Origin of the sequence: Kribbella sp. NBC_00382 (genome assembly GCF_036067295.1) — a bacterium.
Lineage (GTDB): Bacteria > Actinomycetota > Actinomycetes > Propionibacteriales > Kribbellaceae > Kribbella.
The window spans coordinates 410,395-430,915 of the sequence record NZ_CP107954.1 but is presented as its reverse complement, the minus strand read 5'-3'; the positions used below and the strand labels follow the sequence as shown (position 1 = coordinate 430,915).

Below are 20,521 nucleotides of genomic sequence, written 5' to 3'. Positions count from 1 at the left end.
TGAAGGATGCGGCGATGGCTGACGAGACGACCACCACCAAGGCGCTCCGGAGCAGGCGTTCCTGCCTGGCCACACCGGGCTCGAACCCGCGTTTCCTGGAGAAGGCCAAGGGCCTCGACGCCGACCAGGTGTTCCTCGACCTGGAGGACTCGGTCGCGCCGATCGCGAAGGTGGACGCGCGCAAGAGCGTCGTCGCCGCGCTGAACGAAGGCGGCTGGGGCAACAAGATCCGCGTGGTCCGGGTGAACGACTGGACCACCGAGTGGACCTACGGCGACGTGATCGAGGTGGTCGCCGGGGCCGGGGCCAACCTAGACTGCATCATGCTGCCGAAGGTGCAGACCGCCGAGCAGGTGGTTGCGCTCGACCTGCTGCTGACCCAGCTGGAGAAGGTGCACGGCTACGAGCCGGGCCGGATCGGGATCGAGGCGCAGATCGAGAACGCGCTCGGCCTGACCAACGTGAACGCGATCGCGGCCGCCTCGCCGCGGGTCGAGACCATCATCTTCGGGCCCGCCGACTTCATGGCCTCGATCAACATGAAGTCGCTGGTGGTCGGCGAGCAGCCGCCCGGCTACGACGTCGGCGACGCCTACCACTACATCCTGATGCAGATCCTGATGGCGGCCCGCGCCTACGGCAAGCAGGCGATCGACGGCCCGTATCTGCAGATCAAGGACGTCGACGGCTTCCGCCGGGTGGCCGGCCGCGCCGCCGCCCTCGGCTTCGACGGCAAGTGGGTGCTGCACCCGGACCAGATCGCCGCCGCCAACGAGGTCTTCTCGCCGCGGCAGGAGGACTACGACCACTCCGAGAACATCCTCGACGCTTACGACCACTACACCTCCGCCGCCGGCGGCGCCCGCGGCGCGGTGATGCTCGGCGACGAGATGATCGACGAGGCCTCCCGCAAAATGGCCCTCGTCATCTCCGCCAAGGGCCGCGCCGCCGGGATGACCCGCACCGACGTGTGGAAGCCCGAAGACTGAGCCCAGAGCGTCGAAACCCTGGGCTCAGCCAAGGATCAGCGCAGGGTGAGGACCTTGAGGATGCGGATCGGGCGGACCGGCGGGCCGTCCTGGTCGGGGTCGGCGATGCCGGCCTTGACCATCCGGTCGAAGGTGGACATGCCGAAGACGACGTGGCCGAGCACGGTGTAGTTCGGCGGGATGTTGGCGAACGAGTGCACGACGAAGAACTCGCTGCCGTTCGTCCCCGGGCCTTGGTTGCCCATGGCAACGGTGCCGCGGGGGTAGGTCTCCTTGCCGGTCACCTCGTCGGGGAACTTGTACCCCGGGCCGCCCTCCTCCTGGCGGTAGATGTCACCGCACTGCAGGACGCCTAGCCGGGCCGAGTTCGTCAGCCGGAAGCACTGCGTCCGGTCGTAGAAGCGGCTGTTGACCAGGTGGACGAAGCTGGACACCCCGCACGGCGCGTTGGCCCGGTCCATCCGCACTACGAACGGCCCGTAGTTCGTCACGAAGAACACATCGACTGTGCCCTTCGCGAGCGCCTTGGCCTTCGGCACGGTGACCGGCTTGGCGGCCGGGTTCTCCGGCGTGGGCGTGAACTCGCACCGCACGGTCGGCGGCTTGTGCCCAGCCGGTACTGCAGGCGCCGCACTCGCGGCGGTGGACGTGAGGGTCGCGGCGGCAAGGCCGGCCACGACCAGCAAACTCAGTCTGCGCAACATGTTCGCCAACCTAGTCCTGACATGACGGCACTGTCACCGGAAAGCGGGCATCAACTGCTTCAAACGTTCGGTGGACCTCAGAGCTAGCTGAAGGATTTCGCTGCGGACTCGCTCCTGCCGGGTCGGCCGCCTAGGGTAGGGCGGCGAACAGAGCCGACAGTGAGGTGTTGGGTGTGAACGGCGAGGTACTCGCGGGGCGCTATCGATTGCTGGCTCCGTTGGGGCACGGCGGCGCGGGCGAGGTGTGGCGGGGCGAGGACTCGGTCCTGGCCCGGCCGGTGGCGGTGAAACTGCTGCGCCGGCTCGAAGGCGACCAGATGGACGCTGTCGAGCGGTTCCGCACCGAGGCTCAGGCCGCGGCCCGGCTGACCCACCCCAACGTGGTCGCGACGTACGACGTCGGTACTGCGAACGGCCAGGTGTTCCTGGTGATGGAACTCGTCGACGGCCCCGACCTGTCGCAACTGCTGCGTACCAAGGGTCTGCCGTCCGAGCGCTTCGTCGCCGACATCGCCATGCAGGGCGCCCGCGCCCTCGACGCGGCCCACGCGGCCGGGATCGTGCACCGCGACGTCAAGCCGGCCAACTTCCTGCTGGCCCCCGACGGCACGCTCAAGATCACCGACTTCGGCATCGCGCAGGCAAGCGGCGCAGACGGCGCCACCGGCCCGATCCTCCTCGGTACTGCGGGGTACGTCTCGCCCGAGCAGGTCCGTGGCGAACGCGCGACGCCCGCCAGCGACTGGTACGCCCTCGGCTGCGTCCTCTACGAACTACTCGAAGGCACCACCCCCTTCGTCGGCACAGACGTCATGGACGTCATGCACCAGCACCTGGACGCCATCCCGGCTCCGGTACGCCGTACCGACACAGTTCCGGGTCTAGCCGACCTGGTCATGCACCTACTCGCCAAAGACCCAGCAGCCCGCCCCTCCTCCACCTCCGCCCTCGCCGCCTACCTAAAGCCAACTGCTCCGCCCCCGCCAGTGGACGACAACAGCACCCGGGTACTCCCGCTCCCGGCGGCAGCTACCCCAATTCCTGTTGAGGTACCCGCGGCTGCCGAGGTCTTGCCGGTCGGAGCGTTTGATGAGCATCCGGAGCGGGATGAGCCCAGCAAGCGTCGGATGACCTTCACCAAGGTGTTGGTGGGGGCTGCAGTGCTGGTGGTTGGAGTGATGATTGCGGCGCTGCTGCGGGAAGGCGTGTCCTCGGATACGCCGGCTGAGGCCGGGGGAGTGCCGTCGACCACCCCGTCGACCACGGTGAAGGCAGTCGCCAAGCCGAAGCCGACACCCACGCCTACTCCGAGCAAGACGCCCAGCAAGAAGCCGACGCCGAGCAAGACGCCTACGAAGAAGCCTTCGCAGCCGCAGAACAACACCTCCGCGGCACTGCGGACGCTGGCCCAGATGGTGCGGGACCACAAGCAGGAGCACGCCAAGCGGACCGTGCAAGAGGCCGCCAAGGACCTGGAGCAGGCCGCCAAGGCGCTGGACCAGGGCGACTCCGACGAGGCCGTGCAGCAGTACCAGCAGGCCAGGCAGCGGCTGATCCAAGCTCAGCAGCAGGGCAGGTGGCAGTCGACACCGCAGATCTCCGGCATGTTCGCAGCAGTTGGCGCTGCACTACGGGCCGAGAACGACGGCGACAACGGCGACCCCGGCAACGGCTGGAACCGCAACTAGCCAGCACCTTGCGCTTCGTAGTACCAGATCGTGGCGGCGTGAGGCAGGCGACGGTTGGGGCGTGGTCGGTGTCACAGCGGGTGTCGGTGCTGGCCGCGATGCTGGAGGACCCGCGATACTCGCGAGTAGTGTCGACGTGGGCCGACCGAAGGAGCGCCGCTGATGAGCAGGTTGCAGCAGACCGAGGGACTCACCGACATCCAGGAAGAGATCCTGAAGACGGTACGTGCCTTCGTCGAGTCCGAGATCCTCCCGGTGGCGACCGAGTTGGAGCACAAGGACGAGTACCCGACCCAGATCGTCGAGGGCCTCAAGGAGCTCGGCCTGTTCGGGCTGATGATCCCCGAGGAGTACGGCGGCCTTGGCGAGTCGCTGCTCACCTACGCGCTCTGCGTCGAGGAGATCGCGCGCGGCTGGATGAGCGTGTCCGGCATCATCAACACGCACTTCATCGTCGCGTACATGCTGATCCAGCACGGCACCGACGAGCAGAAGCAGAAGTACCTGCCGCGGATGGCCACCGGCGAGGTCCGCGGCGCGTTCTCGATGTCCGAGCCCGGCTGCGGCTCCGACGTCGCCGCGATCAAGACCAAGGCTGTCAAAGACGGCGACCTCTACACGATCAACGGCCAGAAGATGTGGCTGACCAACGGCGGCTCGGCCAACCTGGTCGCGGTGCTGGTCAAGACCGATGAGGGCAACGACTCGGTCTACAAGAACATGACCACCTTCCTGGTCGAGAAGGAGCCGGGCTTCGGCGAGGTCGACAAGGGCCTCACCGTGCCGGGCAAGATCGAGAAGATGGGCTACAAGGGCGTCGACACGACCGAGCTGATCTTCGACGGCTACCAGATCGCCGCCGACCAGATTCTCGGCGGCGTCCCGGGCAAGGGCTTCTACCAGATGATGGACGGCGTCGAGGTCGGCCGCGTCAACGTCGCCGCCCGCGGCTGCGGAGTCGCCCGGCGCGCGTTCGAGCTCGGCATCTCGTACGCCCAGCAGCGCGAGACGTTCGGCAAGAAGATCGCCGAGCACCAGGCGGTGCTGTTCCGGCTGGCCGACATGGCGGTCAAGGTCGAGGCCGCGCACGAGTTGATGGTCAAGGCGGCCCGGAAGAAGGACTCCGGTTCGCGCAACGACTTCGAGGCCGGCGTCGCGAAGTACCTGGCCAGCGAGTACTGCTCACAGGTGGTCGAGGACTCGTTCCGGATCCACGGCGGCTACGGGTTCTCGAAGGAGTACGAGATCGAGCGGCTGTACCGGGAGGCGCCGATGCTGCTGATCGGCGAAGGCACGGCCGACATCCAGCGGATGATCATCGGCCGCCGCCTCCTCGAGGACTACAAGCTGTGAAGCCCTAACGCACCAAGGCATCCACCGGTACTGCGGTACGCGGCCGGACACCGCCCGAGCCGTGGCCGGACAGCAGCCAGATCCCCAGTTGGGTGACCTCATGCCGCACCGAGGCCCCCACCCGCCGGGTGGTGATCAGCCCTGCCTCGCGCAGGACGGTCGCCTGGTGGCTGGCCGCTGCCGGGGAGATCTTGCAACGGCGGGCCAGCTCGGTCGTAGTACAGCCGCTCACTGTGGCTTCCAAGGCGGCTGCCCGGGTGGAGCCGAGCAGAGAGCCGAGGGCGTCGGAGGACTCGCCACCGTCGTGTGACGACTGGCGCAGGATGCCCGGTGCGTGCTGGATCGGGTAGACGAGGATCGGCTTGAGCCCCGGGTCCCGCAGCTTGGTGGGCACCTGCCAGCAGAAGGCGGACGGCTGCAGCTCGATGCCACGCCCGTCCAGGTAGAGGTCCCGGTCGTTCATGTCCAGCACCTGCAGCACCGGCGCAACCCAGCGGACCCGCGGGTGCAGCGTCGACAGCAGCCGGTCCACACCATGCGTGGCCAGTGCCTCACCGCGATGCGAGTGGTCGGCGGAGATATGCGTGCCGATCGACTTCCAGTACGGCGCGATCGCGGCGTCGTGGTACGACCGGATGGCCCGGCCGAGCTTGTGCAGCGAGTTGCTGTCGCCATGGGCGAGCTCACGGGTCCACGGCGAGACCGGCCGGTACTTGCTCAGCAGCTCCAACTGGCTGCGCAGCTGTACTTTCGGCGTCGACAGCATCAGGTCCAGCCCGGTCTCGAAGTCCGGCGCGGACTCGGCCGGGGTGAGGAAGTCCGGTGAGTAGCCCTTCGGCGGGGTCAGCTCGAGCAGCAGCCGCATCTGGTCCGGGGTCACCTTGGTCCGGATCGAGCGGCGCCAGTCCTCGAAGATCAGCCGGCCCTCGGAGTGCTGCAGCATGTGCAGGCTGAGCAGGATCTCCCATGACGGTGCGGGCTTGGTCGACACCGTCGTCCGGGCGAGATCGCGCGGCGTGAAATGTATGCGGAGCATGGGGCCCTCCCTGATCCTGAGCATCACGACATCCCCCAGATGCCGTCGGTCGCAGAATGTGGCGGATCGCTGACCGAAAGCGACTCAACGATTGAATCAGGCGGACCGGTGCACAAACAACCGGATGAGTCTCACTCCGGCAGGGCAGTGGCGGCCATGGCACGAGGTTGCCAACTGACCGTCGAACCTGTAGAGGCGGTGAATGGGTGACAGTGGAATTTCAGAGCCATCTGTTCCGCTTGAAGAGCAGGTAGAGCACGGTGCAAGCGCCGAGCATCAGCGCGAGCGCTCCGTAGTACCCGTAGTGCCAGGTCAGCTCGGGCATGTTCTCGAAGTTCATCCCGTAGACGCCGGCCACCAGCGTCGGCACCGCGATGATCGCGACCCAGGCCGAGATCCGCCGCATGTCGTCGTTCTCAGACACCTGTACCTGGGCCAGCCCGGCCTGCAGGATCGAGCTGAGCAGCTCGTCGAACGAGATCACCTGCTCCTTCACCTGCAGCAGGTGGTCGTCGACGTCGCGGAAGTAGTTCCTGATGTCGTCGCCGATCAACGGGTGCGGCAGCGTCGACAGCAGCCGCATCGGGCCGGTCAGCGGCGCCACTGCCCGCTTCAGTTCCAGTACCTCGCGCTTGAGCTGGTAGACCCGGTCGATGTTGCGCCAGCCGCGCGGGCTGAACATCTCGATCTCGATCAGGTCGATATCGCCCTGTACCGCCTCTGCCACGGCCAGGTAGCTGTCCACCACGTGGTCCGCGATCGCGTGCAGAACAGCTCCCGGTCCGGCGGCCAGTCGCTCGGGCACCTTCTCCAGCTCCTGCCGTAGCCCGGTCAGCTCGCCATGGTCCCCGTGCCGCACGGTGATCACGAAGCCGGGACCGCAGAACACCATCACCTCACCGGACTCCACCACCTCGCTGGTGGCGGTCAGGTCGTCGTGCGGGACGTACCGGACGGTCTTCAGTACTGCGAACAACGTGTCGTCGTACCGCTCCAGCTTGGGCCGCTGGTGCGCCTCGGTGGCGTCCTCCAGAGCTAGCTTGTGCAGCCCGAACTGGCCGCCGATCACGGCCAGCTGATGCTCGTTCGGCTCGAACAGTCCGATCCAGACGAAGCCGTCGCCGCGCCTGGCCCGGCTGAGCGCGTCGACATACGATCCGGTCCTGGTGTCGCGACGGCCGCCGCGGTAGTAGGCCCAGTCGACCAGGGCGCCGTCCAGCTTGCCGCTGCCGACCAGATCGAGGGGTGCGTCAGTACCCGGGGGACGCCTCGCGAAGACGCGTCCTACCCGGCGTGTCGCGCCCATGTCCCACTTCCGCCCGGCCATCGAGGCGAGGCTATCAATGTGCCGTCACCAGTCGTCGGCAATGATGGAGTTGGACGCAAGCGAGAGGAACGACGATGACCACGCAGGGCATGGGTTCGATAGACCCCCGGCCGACCGGCCTGACGATCGGGACCTACGACACCTACCGGGAGGCACAGCGAGCGGTCGACTACCTCTCCGACGAGAAGTTCCCGGTCGAGCACACCACCATCGTCGGCAACAACCTGCGCCAGGTGGAGAAGATCACCGGCCGCCTGACCTGGGGCCGGGCACTGACCGCCGGTCTGGCCAGTGGTGCCTGGTTCGGTCTGTTCGTCGGAGTGCTGCTCGGGTTGTTCACCAACGGCAACGGCGGGTGGCTGGCCGCACTCATCACCGGTGTGGTGCTCGGCGCCGTCTTCGGGATGGCGTTCGGCGCGATCGGTTACGCGCAGTCGGCCGGTCGGCGCGACTTCACCTCGCGCACCGCGGTGGTGGCGACGACGTACGACGTACTGTGCGACTTCAAGTTCGCTGAAGAGGCCCGCAACCACCTGGCCAAGCTGGCGCTCAAGGGCGAGGTGGCTCCCCGCCTGCCGGAGCAGACCAACTAGCTCGCGCTAGGGCGCGGTGCCGTCCAGCAGGGCGATGCCGAGGGTGGTCGCCTGGTGGATCACTGACTTTCCGTGCCGGCGGGACATGATCAGGCCGGCATCCCGTAGTACTGCGGTCTGGTGGCTGGCCGTCGCGAGGGTGATGCCGCAGGAGCGAGCCAACTGGGTCGTGGTCGCGCCATCGATGGTCAGCGCCAGCACCGTCGCCCGGGTCTTGCCCACCAGGGCGGACAGCCGTTCCTGGGAGTCGGCGTCCGCGTGGGCCCGCTGCAGCAGCCCATTGGCGTGCCGGATGGGGAACACGAGTACTGGCGGCAGGTCGGCGTCCAGGAGCTTCGTTGGGTCCCGCCAGCAGAAGTACGACGGCTGCAGCCGCAGTCCCCGGCCGTTGAGTCGCAGCTCCTCGTCGGCGAAGGCTGCGATCTCCAGAGTCTCGCCCTGCCAACGGGCCTCTGGGTGGATTGCCTCAAGCATTGAAGCGACACCATCGGTCGACAGTTGCTGCATGCGTCGCCGGTAGTCCAGCTGCACGGCCGACCGCAGCGACGACCAGTACGGCGCCAGGGCCTCGCGGTGGTAGACGCGTACTGAGTGGCCCAGCCGGTGCAGGGTCTCCGGACGGGCCTCGGCCAGCTGCCGGATCCACGTGGCCGCAGTACGGCGGGTGGACAGCCGGGAGAGGTCGCTGCGCAGTTGGCGACGCGGTACGGACAGCATGAGGTCGACGGCGTGGTCGAGCCCGCTCGACTGGGCCGAGGGTGTCAGGAAGTCGGGGGAGTAGCCCACCGGCGGAGCAAGGGCGGCCAGCGGACCCACAGTCTCCCGCGGCAGTGTCCGGCGCATTCGCTGCCGCCAGGTGCCGTAGGCCACCGGGTCGTCGTCGACCTGCAGCATGTGCAGGCTGAGCAGTACCTCCCAGAGCGGGTCCGGCTCGGCGGCGAGCGTAGTACGGGCAAGGTCGTCGGCCGTGAAATGGATCCGCAGCATGGGGTCAGAGAAACATCTGCCCCTTACCGATGGCTTACTGCCCGATGGCTCACCGCGTGACGCATCTCTCGCCCCGCCGCAACCCTACTGAGAGGTAGGCCACGCGGCGCGGCACTGCCGCCGGCGCCCGGTTTTGGGCAGCATGGGCCTCGGACGGGGACATCGGAAGGAGCAGGGATGCAGTTCGGTCGCAGTTACGAGGAGTTCGAGGTCGGCGCGGTCTACAAGCACTGGCCCGGTAAGACGGTCACCGAGTCCGACGACCATCTGTTCTGCCTGCTCACGATGAACCACCATCCGCTGCACCTGGACGCCAACTACGCCGAGCAGACCACCCAATTCGGCAAGAACGTTGTGGTTGGCAACTACATCTACTCGATCCTGCTCGGCATGTCGGTCCCGGACGTGAGCGGCAAGGCGATCGCCAACCTGGAGATCGAGTCCCTGCGGCACGTCGCCCCGACCTTCCACGGCGACACCATCTACGGCGAGACCGTCGTCCTGGACAAGTGGGAATCCACCTCCAAGGACGACCGCGGCATCGTCCAGGTCCAAACCAAGGGCTACAAACAGGACGGCACAGTCGTCTGCCTCTTCACTCGCAAGGTGATGGTCCCGAAGAACTCCTACCTCGAGGCACGAGGCGGCGAACAACCCGGCCGCCCCACCCCAAGCGCTTGAGCGCCCCCCGCTTTACCTCCGCCCGCTCGCCGCGGAGCGGCGAGCGGGCGGAGTAGTCGGGTCAGACTGCCGGGCGGAGTTCGATCAGGACTGCCGAAGGCATCTGCAGAGCGATGGTGAGATCCTCGCCGGTGCGTTCCACCGGTGCCGTTCGGAGCTGACTGCGCTCGGCGAGCTGGACCCATTGCTCGTCGGTCGGCCACTCGCCGACTCCGAGCGCAGCTGCCTCAGCCGCCAGATCTCCTGAGCCAGCGCCGACGCCGGGTGCCAGCCAGGTGGCGCTTACTTGCCAGCTCGGGTCGACGCCGGGGAACGACAGCGTGACCTCGCGGGTCAGCTCCGCCGCGCCCTCCGCCTTCGACTGGTCGAGTGTCAGGTTCCACACCAGTACGGCGATCCGGTCGCGATCCCTAGAAGCCCACGCCTCCACCAGGCTCCCGCCACCATCACCCTCGAAGGCAACCGGCAGCTCAGCCGGCCCGAGCCGGCTCAGCAACGACATGGCATGGAACCGCGGCTTCGCCAGCCCACCGACGGTCTGCAACCCGAACCCACCATGCAGGAACCGCGGCGGCCGCCCCAGCTCCTCGAAGTGGTCCGACGCGACCCAGTACGACAGCGCCTCCACCCGCCCGGCAGCCGACCGCATCCCGCGCAGCAGGAACACCCCAGAGAACACCGAGTCATTGATCGGGTTGAAGTGCCGCGGCGTCACCCCCCACTCGGTCCACAGAATCCGCGCCTCACTGAACCCATGCCGATCGAGCGACGCCTGCACATCGAGCGGCGGGCTCCCGTACGTATGCGTCGTCACGAAATCCACCGGAGAACCACTCTCGGCACAGTGGGCGAGCAGATCATCAACCCACCCAGCAGCCGCCGACGACGGCCCACCAACGGCCAGTCGCTCGTCCACAGACTTCACCGCAGCCGCGCTCACGTCGTACAGGTGCATCCATTCGGCCTTGGTGCCGGACCAGAAGACCTCGAGGTTCGCCTCGTTCCACACCTCGAAGTCCCAGCTCAGTACTTCGTCCAGCCCGTACCGCTCCACGAGATGCCCGACCAGCGCGCGCACCAGGTCGTACCACTCCTCGTACGACCTGGGCGGCGAGATGATCGCGCCGTACTCGAAGACCGTCTTCGACGGATCCGAGGCGAGCTCCCGAGGCATGAACCCGAGCTCCACCACCGGCCGCAGCCCCATCCCGAGCAGCTTGTCGTAGATCGCGTCCACGACACTGAAGTCGTAGCCCTCAGCACCGAACACATGGGTGTCGTCATGGAAGATCGCATGCGCCCGAACGGTCCGCACCCCGATCTCGTCGCGCATCCGGCGCAGGGCGTCCTCGAGTTCGCCGCCGATCTCCCGCCCACCGGTGAGGTCCTTGCAGAGCAACTGACTGAGTCGTTCACTTCCGATCATCGGCACCCACGGCCGCTGCAACTCGGTGCCCTCGGCAACGGCATCGACCGTCAGGTGCACGACCGGCGGGTTGCCATCAGCAATCAATGGAGTCGCTTCGACCGTTGCGCCCGGCCGGCCGTGCACAGTCACCTCCGGCACACTCGCCACCGCGTACCTGTAGGCCGTACCGGGAGTGCAGGTCGTATCGACGTACGGCGGCGACGGTACCGACAAGAGGTCACCGCTGTGGTGGTCGACCGGTTCGAGCTCCTGCGAACCGGTCCCGCGCATGATGACGTATCCGACCGCGCCTGCCACCGTCGCCCAGTCGATCGTCACCTGCCCGACCCCGCCGACAGCGGTCACCCACTTCGGCGGCTCCAGCTCCGGCAGTTCCAAAGTACCGTCTGTGTCACTGCGGACCGCGATCCGCTCGTCCCAGTCAGCTTTTGCGTTGCTCTGCATACGGCCGCTCCCCGTCACTCGATGCCGGACCCGAACTGCTCCATCGCGATCAGTGGCCGGATCCCGCGCTCGGCCCGCCGGTCGGCGAAGTTGCGCCGGATCAGGTTGTTGCCGAACACGTTGCCGATGGCACCCATCACCATCGCCTGGTCGAGCGCCAGATAGCGCTTGGCGATCAGCCCCGACTTCACTGCCACCGAGTCGTAGAACCCGCCCTTGCCGTAGGCATGCAGGTTGCGCTCGATCTTGCTCAGGTTCTCGATCGCCTGCCGCGGCGCGTACGACATCGCCAGGAACGCCGCATGCGGGGTGACCACGCCATCGCCGTACGTCGGGTTCGGGTTGACCCCCGCGCGACAGTCCCCGAATCCGCTGTCGAAGTTGGTGCCCTCGAGGTCGGACGGGTAGCCGCCCGGATCCATCCCGATCGGCTCGACACCGTAGACGGAGTAGCCGCCCTTCGGGTTCGACGCGGGGGAGAAGCCCCAGTACCCGTACTTCGCCTCGTCGAGCCCGTGCTCGATCTGCGCCCGGACGGTGAGCGGGTGGTTGACCCCCCAACTGCGCGGCGCCCAGGTCGACTCCGGCACGAACAGGTCAGGCATCAACGACTCGAACAGGTCGCCGCCCCACGACGGGACGAGCCGCATCCCGCGATAGGAGTAGGTGCCCTCGAAGACGTCGAGCCCGAGATACGTGCGGTGCACGCCGACCGGCTGCTGCTCCACCCACGACCAGTCGCAGCTCTCCGGGAAGGTCCGGTACGTCGCGAAGTACTGGGTGTGCGGCACCTGGCCGAGTACGAACCCGACGTACCCCGCGATCCGTGCCTCAGTGTTGAGGGTGTCGTAGTGGAACTTGCGGTAGTACACGTCCGGACCGGTACCGGCGTGGTTGCCCTTGTCGGTCTCTTCATCCGGCGGCGGCGTCTCGAAGAAGCCGCCGCGCATCAGTCCGCCCGGGCGGGCCGCTGGGTTGTAGTAGTAGGCGAAGTTCATCTTGTCCAGCAGGGAGTCCGCGAGGGCCCGGGCGCGCGGCTCGGCGTTGCGGACCACCATCAGCGCGCAGGCGAACCAGCCGTTGTCGACGCTCGACACGAACGGCGTGATCGGCTTCGTGCCGTCCGGGTCGACGTAGCGGACCTCGCCGGTCGATTCGTCGTACCAGTTGAAGAACATGCCGCTGGGCTCGTGGTGGTCGGCGTTCTTCATGGTGGTGAGCGTCTGGGTGATCCGGCGGAGCGACTCCTGCGGCGAGATGATGCCGAGGTGGCGAGCGACGACGACGCTCCACAGGTAGCCGCCGATGTTGGTCGGCGACGTGTACTTGCTGCGCACCGGGCTCGTCACCGAGTCCCCGATGTTGTCGGCAGGCAGGCCGGTCTTCTCGTCGGTCATCGCGACCAGGCTGCGCCAGGTGTCCCTGGCCCAGCGCCCGACCAGTGCACGGTCGTGGCGACTTGGCTGCCAGTTGCCGCGCAATAGTTTTCCAGGATCTAGAGCTGCCGGCGTACCGGCGTACGAGCTGGTCGTGATGCCGGTGGATCCGGCGATGGCGGCGGTGGTTGTTGCTGCTAGCAACGTGCGTCGGCCGATGTTGGCGGTCATCCGAGCCTCCAGAGATTATTTGATGCCGGTGATGGCGATGCCCTTGGTGACGTGGCGCTGGAAGGCCAGGAAGATCACCAGTACGGGGAGTACGACGACGACCGCGCCGGCCATCAGCAGGCCGAAGTTCTGCGCGTTCTGTCCGGTCGAGTACAGCGCCAGCGCGACCGGCAGGGTGTACTTCTCTTCGGTCTGGGCCACCACGAGCGGCCAGAGGAAGTTGTTCCAGGAACCGAGGAAGGTGAGGATCCCGAGGGTGGCCAGGGCGGGCCTGGTCAACGGGAGCATGATCCGGGCGAAGATGCCGAGCTCGCTGCTGCCGTCCACCCGGGCGGCGTCCATCAGGTCGTCGGGCAGGCCCTGGAAGAACTGCCGCATCAGGAACACGCCGAACGGCGAGACCAGGAACGGCAGGATCAGGCCGGGGTAGCTGTTCGCCAGCCCGGCGTTGGTGACGAGCACGAACAGCGGTACGAAGGTGACCACGCCCGGGATCATCAGGGTGCCGAGCACGACGACGAACAGCGCGTTCCGGCCGTGGAAGTTCAGCTTCGCCAGGGCGTAGCCGACCATCGAGCAGAACAACAGGTTGCCGGCCGTCACGGCGAGCGCGACGATCGTGGAGTTGAGGAAGTACCGGGGGAAGTTCGCCTTGCTGAACAGGTCGTCGTAGTTCTGCGTGGTCGGTGCCTCGGGCAACCAGGTCGGCGGGACCCGGAGCAGTTCGCCCTGGGTCTTGAAGCTGCCGAGCAGCATCCAGACGAACGGCGCGGCCACCGCGATCAGTCCGAGGACCGCGATCAGGTAGATCCACCAGGTGCGTCTCATCACTTCTCCCTCAGCAGCCGGAACTGGATGAAGGTGATCACGGCGATCACGACGAACAGGATGTAGCTCATCGCGGTCGCGACGCCGTAGTTGCCGAAGCCGAACTGCTGGTAGGTGTACATCGACACACTCACGGTGCTGTTGAGCGGACCGCCCTGGGTCATCACGAAAGGCTCCTCGAAGAACTGCAGGTAGCCGATCCCGGTGGTCACGCTGGTGAACAGGATCGTTGGCCTGAGCAACGGCACGATCAGGTACCGGAACCGTTGCCAGGAGCCCGCACCGTCGAGCTGGCCGGCCTCCTCGACGGTGGCCGGGATGCCCTGCAGGCCGGCCAGGAAGATGATCATCGCGGAACCGAAGTTGCGCCAGACGGCCATCATGATCAGCGACGGCATCGCCCAGGTCTTCGACGCGAGCCAGTTCGGCCCGTCGATCCCGACCCAGGACAGCACCGTGTTGAGCAGCCCGGACTCCGGCGCCAGCACGAACCGCCAGATCACCGCGATCGCGACGATCGAGGTGATCACCGGCAGGTAGTAAGCCACCTTGAACAGACTCTGGAACCGCTTGACGCCACGATCCAGCAGGACCGCCGCCGCCAGCGCGAGCGCCAGCGTCAACGGCACACCCACCAACACGAAGTACGCCGTGTTGAGTGCAGCCTTACGAAACGTCTCATCCTGCAAAGCCTTGACGTAGTTGCTGAACCCAACCCCGTTCACCGCGAACGGCGTCCGCAGATCGCGCTGCTTGAGATCGGTGAAGCTCATCCCGAGCGACCCGAGCACAGGTCCGGCGGTGAAAGCGAGGAAGAGCACGACGAACGGCAACGTCAGAATCCACGCAGCCGCCGTCTGCCGGCCCCGCGCTCCGGACCGGCGCGAGCGCGCCGCCGGTCCAGAGCTCTTTCGTTGCGGTACTTCAGGAGCTTGCAGCGTTGCTGAACTCATCGTCGATCAGCTACCGGTGCCGATCGACGCGGCCTTGGTCTGGATCGCCTTCGCGGTGTCGGCGGGGGACTGGCCGGACTTGGCCATCTTCTCCACCTCGGCGTCGAACGCGGTGGCGACCTGCTCCCAGTTCACGATCGCCGGCGGCGCCTTGGCGTCCTCGAGCTGCTTGCCGAACACCGGCAGCAACGGATCGCTCGCGATGCTCGGGTCCTCCCACGCGCTCTTCACGGCCGGCAGATCGGTCGACAACTTGAACCACTGCGCCTGCGTCTTGGCATCGGACAGCCACTTCACCAGCTTCCAGGCGCTGTCCTTGTTCTTGCTGTTCTTGAAGACGACGAAGTTGCTACCACCGACGAACGACGTCGCGGTCTTGTTCTTCGGCAGCTGGAAGACACCGATGTTCGGCTTGATCTTCTCGCCACCGAGCTTGGCGACCGAGCCCGCCATCCACGGACCGGAGATGAACATCGGCACCTGGCCGCTGACGAACTGCGCCTCGGTCTGGTTCGGCGGCAGGTCGGTCCCGGCCAGCTTGTCGGTGAAGAAGCTCTGGTAGTACTTGAGCCCCTCCTGCATCTCCGGGGTGTCGAAGGTGAACTCCTTCTGGTCGTCCCCGGTGATGGCCGCACCCGCCGACCACGCGAACGGCATCACGGTCTGCCACGACCCGGTACCACCAGGCTGCAGGTTGATCCCGTACTTCGCGCCCGCCTTCTCCTTCATCGCCTTGGCCATCGCCTTGAGCCCGTCCCAGTCGGTCGGGGGAGTGGTGATGCCGGCCTTGGCGGCGAGATCCTTGCGGTAGTAGACCAGCCGCGTCTCGACGTACCAGGGCACGCCGTAGCTGGTTTCGCCGACCTTGGTGGTCTCGTTGGCGCCCTCGAAGAAGCCGCTCGTGTCGATGCTGGCCGGGGTCGGGTCGAGCGCGTCGAGGTCGGCGAACTCACCCATCCAGGTGGTGCCGACCATCGCGGCGTCCGGCACCGTCTGCGCGGTGATCGCGGTGGTGAACTTGCTGTGCGCGGCGTCCCACGGGATCGGGGTGACCTTCACCTTGACGCCCGGGTTGGCCTGTTCGAAGGCGGCGGTCAGCTTGGGCAGGTTCTCACCCTCGGTGCCCATCGCCCACACGGACAGCTCGCCGGTGGCGGGACCGTCGCCGATGCTCGTCGTTGCCTTGGGCGCCGAATCGCCGCTGTCCGCGGAGCGACCACAGCCCGTCAGTGCCAGCGCGGTCGCGGTCAGTGCCGCACCGCCGATCACCAGTCGGCGGCGGGTGGTGTGGGTGAACATCAGTTGTTTCTCCTCAACCGGTTGATCGTGTTGCCTGTGTTTCCCCCGGTCCTGTGCCGCAGCTGCCCCGCAGCACAAGTTCAGTCAGCAGTACGTCGTTCCGCGCGCGCGTCCGCTCCCCAGTGATCCGCTCGTGCAACCGCTGAGCCGCCAACCGCCCCAGTTCAGCCATCGGCTGCCGTACGGTCGTCAACCCCGGCGACACGTACCGAGCCGCCATCACGTCGTCCCACCCCGTCACGACAACCTCGCCCGGTACGGCGACGCCCCCGTCGCCCAGAGTCTTGAGAATCGCCAACGCCAACTCGTCGTTGGCGCACACCAATCCGTCGACCCGGCTACCCGTTGCGGCCAGCAACGTTGTGGCGAAGGCCGCTCCGGCCTCCTCCGTCAACGGCATCTGCTCCGGCTTCGGCACCTCCAGCCCGTGGGCGCGCAGGGCCGCCGAGAAGCCGGCGTACCGCTCGGACACGTCATACGAGCTGGCCGGATCGCCGACGAACAGCAACTGCTTCCGCCCGTGATCGAGCAACCGGCTGGTCAGTTGCTCTGCGCTGGAGGCGCTCTCGGTGCGAACCGAATCGCAGCCGGTGACGGGCGGATGGGCGGCCAGCACGATCGGTACGTTGGCCCGCCGCAGATCCTGTACCGCCGGCCGGTCGAGCGCGTTGCCGTGCACAACTATTCCATCCACGCGTCCGGCGAGGTCCCGCAGGCTTCGCAGGGGATCCGGGTTGCCGTGGGTGACGGTCAGGATGACGCTCTGGCCGTGTTCGCCGGCCCAGCGCTCGTACCCCATCAGCAGATCGCCGTAGAACGGGCCGGCCAGGTCGGGCAGCACGAGCCCGTGCGCCTCATGACGTTGCACCGCGAGACTTCGGGCGGCTCGCAGTGGCACGTAGTTCAGCTCGTGCGCCGCCTGGTCGACCCGGGCCCTCGCCTTCGCCGATACCGGCCCGGTCCCTTGCAGGACACGCGAAACGGTCGCGATCGACAGCTTCGCCAGCGCCGCGACGTCGTAGATCGTGGCCGGCTTGGCGGTCGGTCCGGACGCCATCCGTCGGTCTCCTCACGTCGGTCGTACGGCAAAGTGGAAGCGCTTACAGTTTCCGACCTTGCCCTGGTTCGGTGCTGTTGGTCAAGGGCTCGCGGTGGGTGGATCGCGGTTCTGCGACTATGTTCCGGTGAGCACACACGCAGAGTCAGCGGAGCGGAAGGACCGGCTCTGGCTGGTTCGGCACGGTGAGACCGAGTGGAGCAAGTCGGGCCGGCACACGTCGACGACCGACCTTCCGCTGACCGAGGAGGGCGAGCGGATCGCGGCCTCGCTGACCGAGCGGCTGGCCGGCCACGACTTCGACCTCGTCCTCACCAGCCCGCGCCAGCGGGCCCGGCGTACGGCGGAGCTCGCAGGCTTCCCGAAGGCCGAGGTCGACGACGACCTGGTCGAGTGGGATTACGGCGACTACGAAGGCATCACCACCGCGCAGATCCGCAAGACGGTCCCTGGCTGGACAGTCTGGGATGATCCGGTGCCCAACGGCGAAACCCCCGCGCAGGTCTCAGCCCGCCTGGACCGGGTCAATGCCCGCATCGCCGCGGTCGATGGCGACGTCCTGGTCTTCGGTCATTCCCACGCCCTCCGGGCCCTGACCGCGCGCTGGCTGGAACTGGAAGTCACCGAAGGCCGCCACTTCGTCCTCAACACGGCCACCATCTCCATCCTCGGCTGGGAAAGAGGCTCGCCGGCCATCCACCAGTGGAACGCCTGACGCCCACACTGAAGCCATGCCCCGCAAGCTGCTCGGACTGATAGCCCTGACTCTCGCCGTCACCGCCTGCGACAACCGCATATCTTGTGGCCCGTGCGGCGGCAGTCAGTTGGAGATCTATCTGAGCTCCCTCAGGACGGGCAGCACTGCTTTCCAGGTCTGCGTCGGCTTCGGCTGCAGCGAGGTTCGCCCGATCGCGGATGGCCTCCCCTCGGTGCCGGTCAGGCAGCCCGTCGACGAGCCCACTCTGGTGAAGCTGCTGGTCTATCGCGGAAGCAAGGTCACCGACACCTACCAGACCGTGCTCTCGCTGCGGCCCCCGGACGGGGACAGGAAGAGCTGTGACTGTGGCGAACAGCGGTCGCTGGCTCCGGGCGCGGGCGGTGCGCTGATCACCTGCAAAGGATCGGAATGCAGCGGTCCGACGCGTTGACCGAAGCTCGGCTTGTACGGTGGCGACGCCGTGGAGTGAGCTCCAGTCGCCCCACACTGGAGGTATGCGCCGCAAGCTGCTCGGACTGGTAGCCGTGACCCTCGCGCTTGCCGCCTGCGACAACCGCATCAGTTGCAGTCCGTGTGGGCCGTCGGGGCAGATCGAGGTGTCGGCGTTGCGGGCAGGCTCCACCTCGGTGCGGGTCTGCCTCGACGACGTCTGTGCGGATCCGGTCCCGCTGACGGGGGAGGCAGCGGCAGCGGGCAAAACACCGACGGTGTGGATCGGGGGCGCGATCTACGACGCGAAGTCGGTTCGGCTGGACGTGTATCGGGGTGCGCGGCGGACGGACTCGTTCAGCGGCTCGGTCAGTCTGCGCCGGCCGAGCGGCAAGGACTGTGACTGTGGCGAGTCGATCCGGCTGGCTCCCGCCGGCGGCGTGCTCAGCCGGGTCGACGTTCCACGCTGATCAGCCGATGGGCAGCCCGTCGGCCGATGGACCAGAGCTGTCAGCCGATGGGGGCAGATCAGTCAGCCGGTGATGAGGGCGATCAGGCGGCTGACTCGGTGGTGTTGGTGGTCGGGGCGGAGGCGGGAGCCGGCTTGCAGGGTGGCCAGGCCGTGGAGAGAGCTCCAGAAGAGTTCGGTGAGGGTTTCGGCGTCGTCCTTGGCATAGGGGGTGACGCCTGCGCGCAGGGTCGCGAAGGCCGCTCGGAGGCTGGGTGGGATGTCGCCGGTGGCGAAAGTCAGGTTGGTGGGGCGGACGAACATCGCCTGGTAGAGCGCGGGATGCTCGGCGGCGAAGGACAGGTAGGCATCTGCCAGACCGCGCAGCCCCTGCGCCCTTGACAACAGGGTGCCGAGTTCTTCGATGCCTTCGAGGGCGACCGCGGCGGCGATCGCGTCCATGTTCTTGAAGTGGCTGTAGAGCACCGGCTGGCTGTACTCGACCTTGTCGGCGAGTTTGCGGGTGGTGACCGCCTCCCAGCCCTCCGCCTCGGCGAGCTCCCGGGCGGCCGCGACGATCAGACGGCCGCGCTCCTGGCGCGCCTTCGCTTTCCTCTGCTCAGCTGGCATGTGCCGATCCTAGCACTGCTAGACATTCTAGCGACTGCAATGCTAGCGTCGCTATGAAAGTTAGCAGCGCTAGAAATTGGAGCTTGAGATGACCCTTCGCCGCATCACCACCATCCTCACCGTCGTCCTCGCGCTGGCGCCGATCAGCTTCGGTCTGAACTTCCTGTTCAACCCGCTGGGCGCCGCGAGCGGATTCGGGATCCACCCCTGGCCGACCGGCAATGCGGGCGGCTACTACATGGTCAAGGCGGGTCGCGACCTCTTCATGGGTCTCAACCTGCTGGTCCTGCTAGCGCTCGGCCAGCGCCGCGCCACCGGCATCGCGATGGCCCTCGTCACGCTCGTCCCAGTGGTCGACATGATCGCCGTCCTCACCCACGGCGGCTCGGTCGCCACCGCGCTCGGCATCCACGGCCTGACCGCCGTCATCGTCGCGGCCGTCGCCGTCCTACTCCTCCGGGAGCGCCCGTTCGTACAGGTGGACGGCGCAGAGCTCCCGAAATCCGAGGCCCGCATAAACTGAGTGCCCGGCTGGTGAGGACCCCAGCACGGCGTACTCCAGACCTGAGTCCCGCGCTTCCCGTAGTACGGCGGCCGTGATCGCTGCGCCGATCCCGCGCCGCCGGGCCTCGGGCACCGTCATCACGAAGTACACCCCGGCGACACCGGCCGCCAGGAACACGGTCGCCGTGGCCACCGGCTCATCGGCGAGATAGCCGACGTAGTGCCGCCACGGATCGGCAACCCCGAGCCGGCGATAGACCGAAGCCACCCACTCGGCTTCCTTCACGCCTTCACCGAAGCCGCGACCCAGAGTCTGAGCCCAGACCGTCAGCCCATCGACCTCCGTCAGCCGCTCGACCCGCAACCCGGCCGCCTCCGCCTCACGCAATTCAGCGAGCCGGAGCGCCATACCGGGCTCAGGCCCGCCATAGGAGAAGCCAGCGGCGAGTAGCCGCTCCCCAAGATCCAACGGCCGCATAGACGGCCCGACATGCCAACACCCCGGTACGCCGAAATCCCTCAACTCCTGCAGGGATTCCGCGATCACAAGGTCCGCCGCAGCACCGTCCTCGACCGAGCAACCGACCACCGCGTTGTGATAGTCGAGCGGCGACCCACCAATACTCCACCGCACCCCATCGCCAGCCAGCGACTCCCCACCACCCGGCTCCCGCCGAGCAGCGCCGCCACCCGGCTCCTGCCCACCGCCAGGCCGCTGGCGTCCGCCGCCGGCTGTGCCCATCGCCAGCAGCAGTTCGGCCGCGTTCTCCTCGATCGCCCGGACCAGCTCCGCGTCATCCATGCTTGCCAGTGTCGG

21 protein-coding genes are annotated in these 20,521 nt (G+C 67.2%); 9 read left to right on the top strand and 12 right to left on the bottom strand.

Features of this window, described 5'->3' with window-relative positions; all coding sequences use genetic code 11:
- Positions 1–14 precede the first annotated feature (14 nt).
- Positions 15–989: an HpcH/HpaI aldolase/citrate lyase family protein gene (locus tag OHA70_RS02065; protein WP_328327871.1), complete on the top strand. Its 975-nt coding sequence runs from the start codon at positions 15–17 to the stop codon at positions 987–989.
- A gap of 35 nt (positions 990–1,024) precedes the next feature.
- Here the strand turns inward: OHA70_RS02065 and OHA70_RS02060 are convergent, their stop codons facing one another.
- The gene (locus OHA70_RS02060) at positions 1,025–1,693 is read right to left on the bottom strand and encodes a peptidylprolyl isomerase (protein WP_328327869.1); all 669 of its coding nucleotides are present in this window, start codon (positions 1,691–1,693) and stop codon (positions 1,025–1,027) included.
- 173 nt (positions 1,694–1,866) lie between these two features.
- Between OHA70_RS02060 and OHA70_RS02055 the strand changes: the two genes are divergently transcribed.
- On the top strand, positions 1,867–3,381 hold the full coding sequence (locus tag OHA70_RS02055) for a serine/threonine-protein kinase (protein WP_328327867.1): 1,515 nt from the start codon (positions 1,867–1,869) through the stop codon (positions 3,379–3,381).
- Between the two features lie 162 nt (positions 3,382–3,543).
- Positions 3,544–4,734, top strand: a complete 1,191-nt coding sequence (locus tag OHA70_RS02050; protein ID WP_328327865.1) for an acyl-CoA dehydrogenase family protein — start codon at positions 3,544–3,546, stop codon at positions 4,732–4,734.
- Positions 4,735–4,738: 4 nt separating this feature from the next.
- Here the strand turns inward: OHA70_RS02050 and OHA70_RS02045 are convergent, their stop codons facing one another.
- Positions 4,739–5,770, bottom strand: coding sequence for an ArsR/SmtB family transcription factor (locus OHA70_RS02045; RefSeq protein ID WP_328327863.1), 1,032 nt, complete (start codon positions 5,768–5,770; stop codon positions 4,739–4,741).
- Positions 5,771–5,990: 220 nt separating this feature from the next.
- Complete coding sequence (locus OHA70_RS02040; protein WP_328327861.1) at positions 5,991–7,097, bottom strand: magnesium and cobalt transport protein CorA; 1,107 nt, start codon at positions 7,095–7,097, stop codon at positions 5,991–5,993.
- 74 nt (positions 7,098–7,171) lie between these two features.
- On the opposite strand from OHA70_RS02040, the gene OHA70_RS02035 reads away from it, so the two are divergent.
- The gene (locus OHA70_RS02035; RefSeq protein WP_328327859.1) at positions 7,172–7,690 is read left to right on the top strand and encodes a general stress protein; all 519 of its coding nucleotides are present in this window, start codon (positions 7,172–7,174) and stop codon (positions 7,688–7,690) included.
- A gap of 6 nt (positions 7,691–7,696) precedes the next feature.
- Here the strand turns inward: OHA70_RS02035 and OHA70_RS02030 are convergent, their stop codons facing one another.
- Positions 7,697–8,677 carry an ArsR/SmtB family transcription factor gene (locus OHA70_RS02030; RefSeq protein WP_328327857.1) on the bottom strand — a complete coding sequence of 327 codons (981 nt, stop codon included), beginning with the start codon at positions 8,675–8,677 and terminating at the stop codon, positions 7,697–7,699.
- A 177-nt stretch (positions 8,678–8,854) separates the two neighbouring features.
- Here OHA70_RS02030 and OHA70_RS02025 point away from each other — a divergent pair, with 177 nt between their 5' ends.
- Positions 8,855–9,358, top strand: coding sequence for a MaoC family dehydratase (locus tag OHA70_RS02025; RefSeq protein ID WP_328327855.1), 504 nt, complete (start codon positions 8,855–8,857; stop codon positions 9,356–9,358).
- Positions 9,359–9,419: 61 nt separating this feature from the next.
- On the opposite strand, the gene OHA70_RS02020 is transcribed toward OHA70_RS02025, so the two are convergent.
- From OHA70_RS02020 to OHA70_RS01995, 6 genes are read right to left on the bottom strand one after another with little or no spacing between them, the layout of a single operon-like run.
- The gene (locus OHA70_RS02020; protein ID WP_328327853.1) at positions 9,420–11,231 is read right to left on the bottom strand and encodes a GH39 family glycosyl hydrolase; all 1,812 of its coding nucleotides are present in this window, start codon (positions 11,229–11,231) and stop codon (positions 9,420–9,422) included.
- A 14-nt stretch (positions 11,232–11,245) separates the two neighbouring features.
- Positions 11,246–12,838: a glucoamylase family protein gene (locus tag OHA70_RS02015; protein ID WP_328327851.1), complete on the bottom strand. Its 1,593-nt coding sequence runs from the start codon at positions 12,836–12,838 to the stop codon at positions 11,246–11,248.
- A 15-nt stretch (positions 12,839–12,853) separates the two neighbouring features.
- Positions 12,854–13,666: a carbohydrate ABC transporter permease gene (locus tag OHA70_RS02010; RefSeq protein ID WP_328327849.1), complete on the bottom strand. Its 813-nt coding sequence runs from the start codon at positions 13,664–13,666 to the stop codon at positions 12,854–12,856.
- Positions 13,666–14,619: a carbohydrate ABC transporter permease gene (locus tag OHA70_RS02005; RefSeq protein WP_328327847.1), complete on the bottom strand. Its 954-nt coding sequence runs from the start codon at positions 14,617–14,619 to the stop codon at positions 13,666–13,668. The genes OHA70_RS02010 and OHA70_RS02005 overlap by 1 nt, the downstream gene beginning before the upstream one ends.
- A gap of 6 nt (positions 14,620–14,625) precedes the next feature.
- Positions 14,626–15,918 carry a sugar ABC transporter substrate-binding protein gene (locus OHA70_RS02000; protein WP_328327845.1) on the bottom strand — a complete coding sequence of 431 codons (1,293 nt, stop codon included), beginning with the start codon at positions 15,916–15,918 and terminating at the stop codon, positions 14,626–14,628.
- 13 nt (positions 15,919–15,931) lie between these two features.
- Positions 15,932–16,975, bottom strand: a complete 1,044-nt coding sequence (locus OHA70_RS01995; RefSeq protein WP_328327843.1) for a LacI family DNA-binding transcriptional regulator — start codon at positions 16,973–16,975, stop codon at positions 15,932–15,934.
- Between the two features lie 127 nt (positions 16,976–17,102).
- Between OHA70_RS01995 and OHA70_RS01990 the strand changes: the two genes are divergently transcribed.
- From OHA70_RS01990 to OHA70_RS01980, 3 genes are all read left to right on the top strand, one after another.
- Positions 17,103–17,690, top strand: coding sequence for a histidine phosphatase family protein (locus OHA70_RS01990; protein WP_328327841.1), 588 nt, complete (start codon positions 17,103–17,105; stop codon positions 17,688–17,690).
- 16 nt (positions 17,691–17,706) lie between these two features.
- Positions 17,707–18,123, top strand: coding sequence for a hypothetical protein (locus OHA70_RS01985; protein ID WP_328327839.1), 417 nt, complete (start codon positions 17,707–17,709; stop codon positions 18,121–18,123).
- A 64-nt stretch (positions 18,124–18,187) separates the two neighbouring features.
- Positions 18,188–18,592, top strand: coding sequence for a hypothetical protein (locus OHA70_RS01980; RefSeq protein ID WP_328327837.1), 405 nt, complete (start codon positions 18,188–18,190; stop codon positions 18,590–18,592).
- A 62-nt stretch (positions 18,593–18,654) separates the two neighbouring features.
- Here OHA70_RS01980 and OHA70_RS01975 read toward each other — a convergent pair whose 3' ends face one another.
- Entirely contained in the window at positions 18,655–19,200 is a 546-nt protein-coding gene (locus tag OHA70_RS01975; protein WP_328327835.1) for a TetR/AcrR family transcriptional regulator, read from the bottom strand.
- Between the two features lie 88 nt (positions 19,201–19,288).
- Here OHA70_RS01975 and OHA70_RS01970 point away from each other — a divergent pair, with 88 nt between their 5' ends.
- Positions 19,289–19,723 (top strand): DUF4267 domain-containing protein, encoded by a 435-nt coding sequence (locus tag OHA70_RS01970; protein WP_328327833.1) that lies wholly within the window; start codon positions 19,289–19,291, stop codon positions 19,721–19,723.
- Here OHA70_RS01970 and OHA70_RS01965 read toward each other — a convergent pair.
- Positions 19,649–20,506, bottom strand: coding sequence for a GNAT family N-acetyltransferase (locus tag OHA70_RS01965; protein WP_328327831.1), 858 nt, complete (start codon positions 20,504–20,506; stop codon positions 19,649–19,651). The genes OHA70_RS01970 and OHA70_RS01965 overlap by 75 nt on opposite strands.
- Between the last annotated feature and the right edge of the window lie 15 nt (positions 20,507–20,521).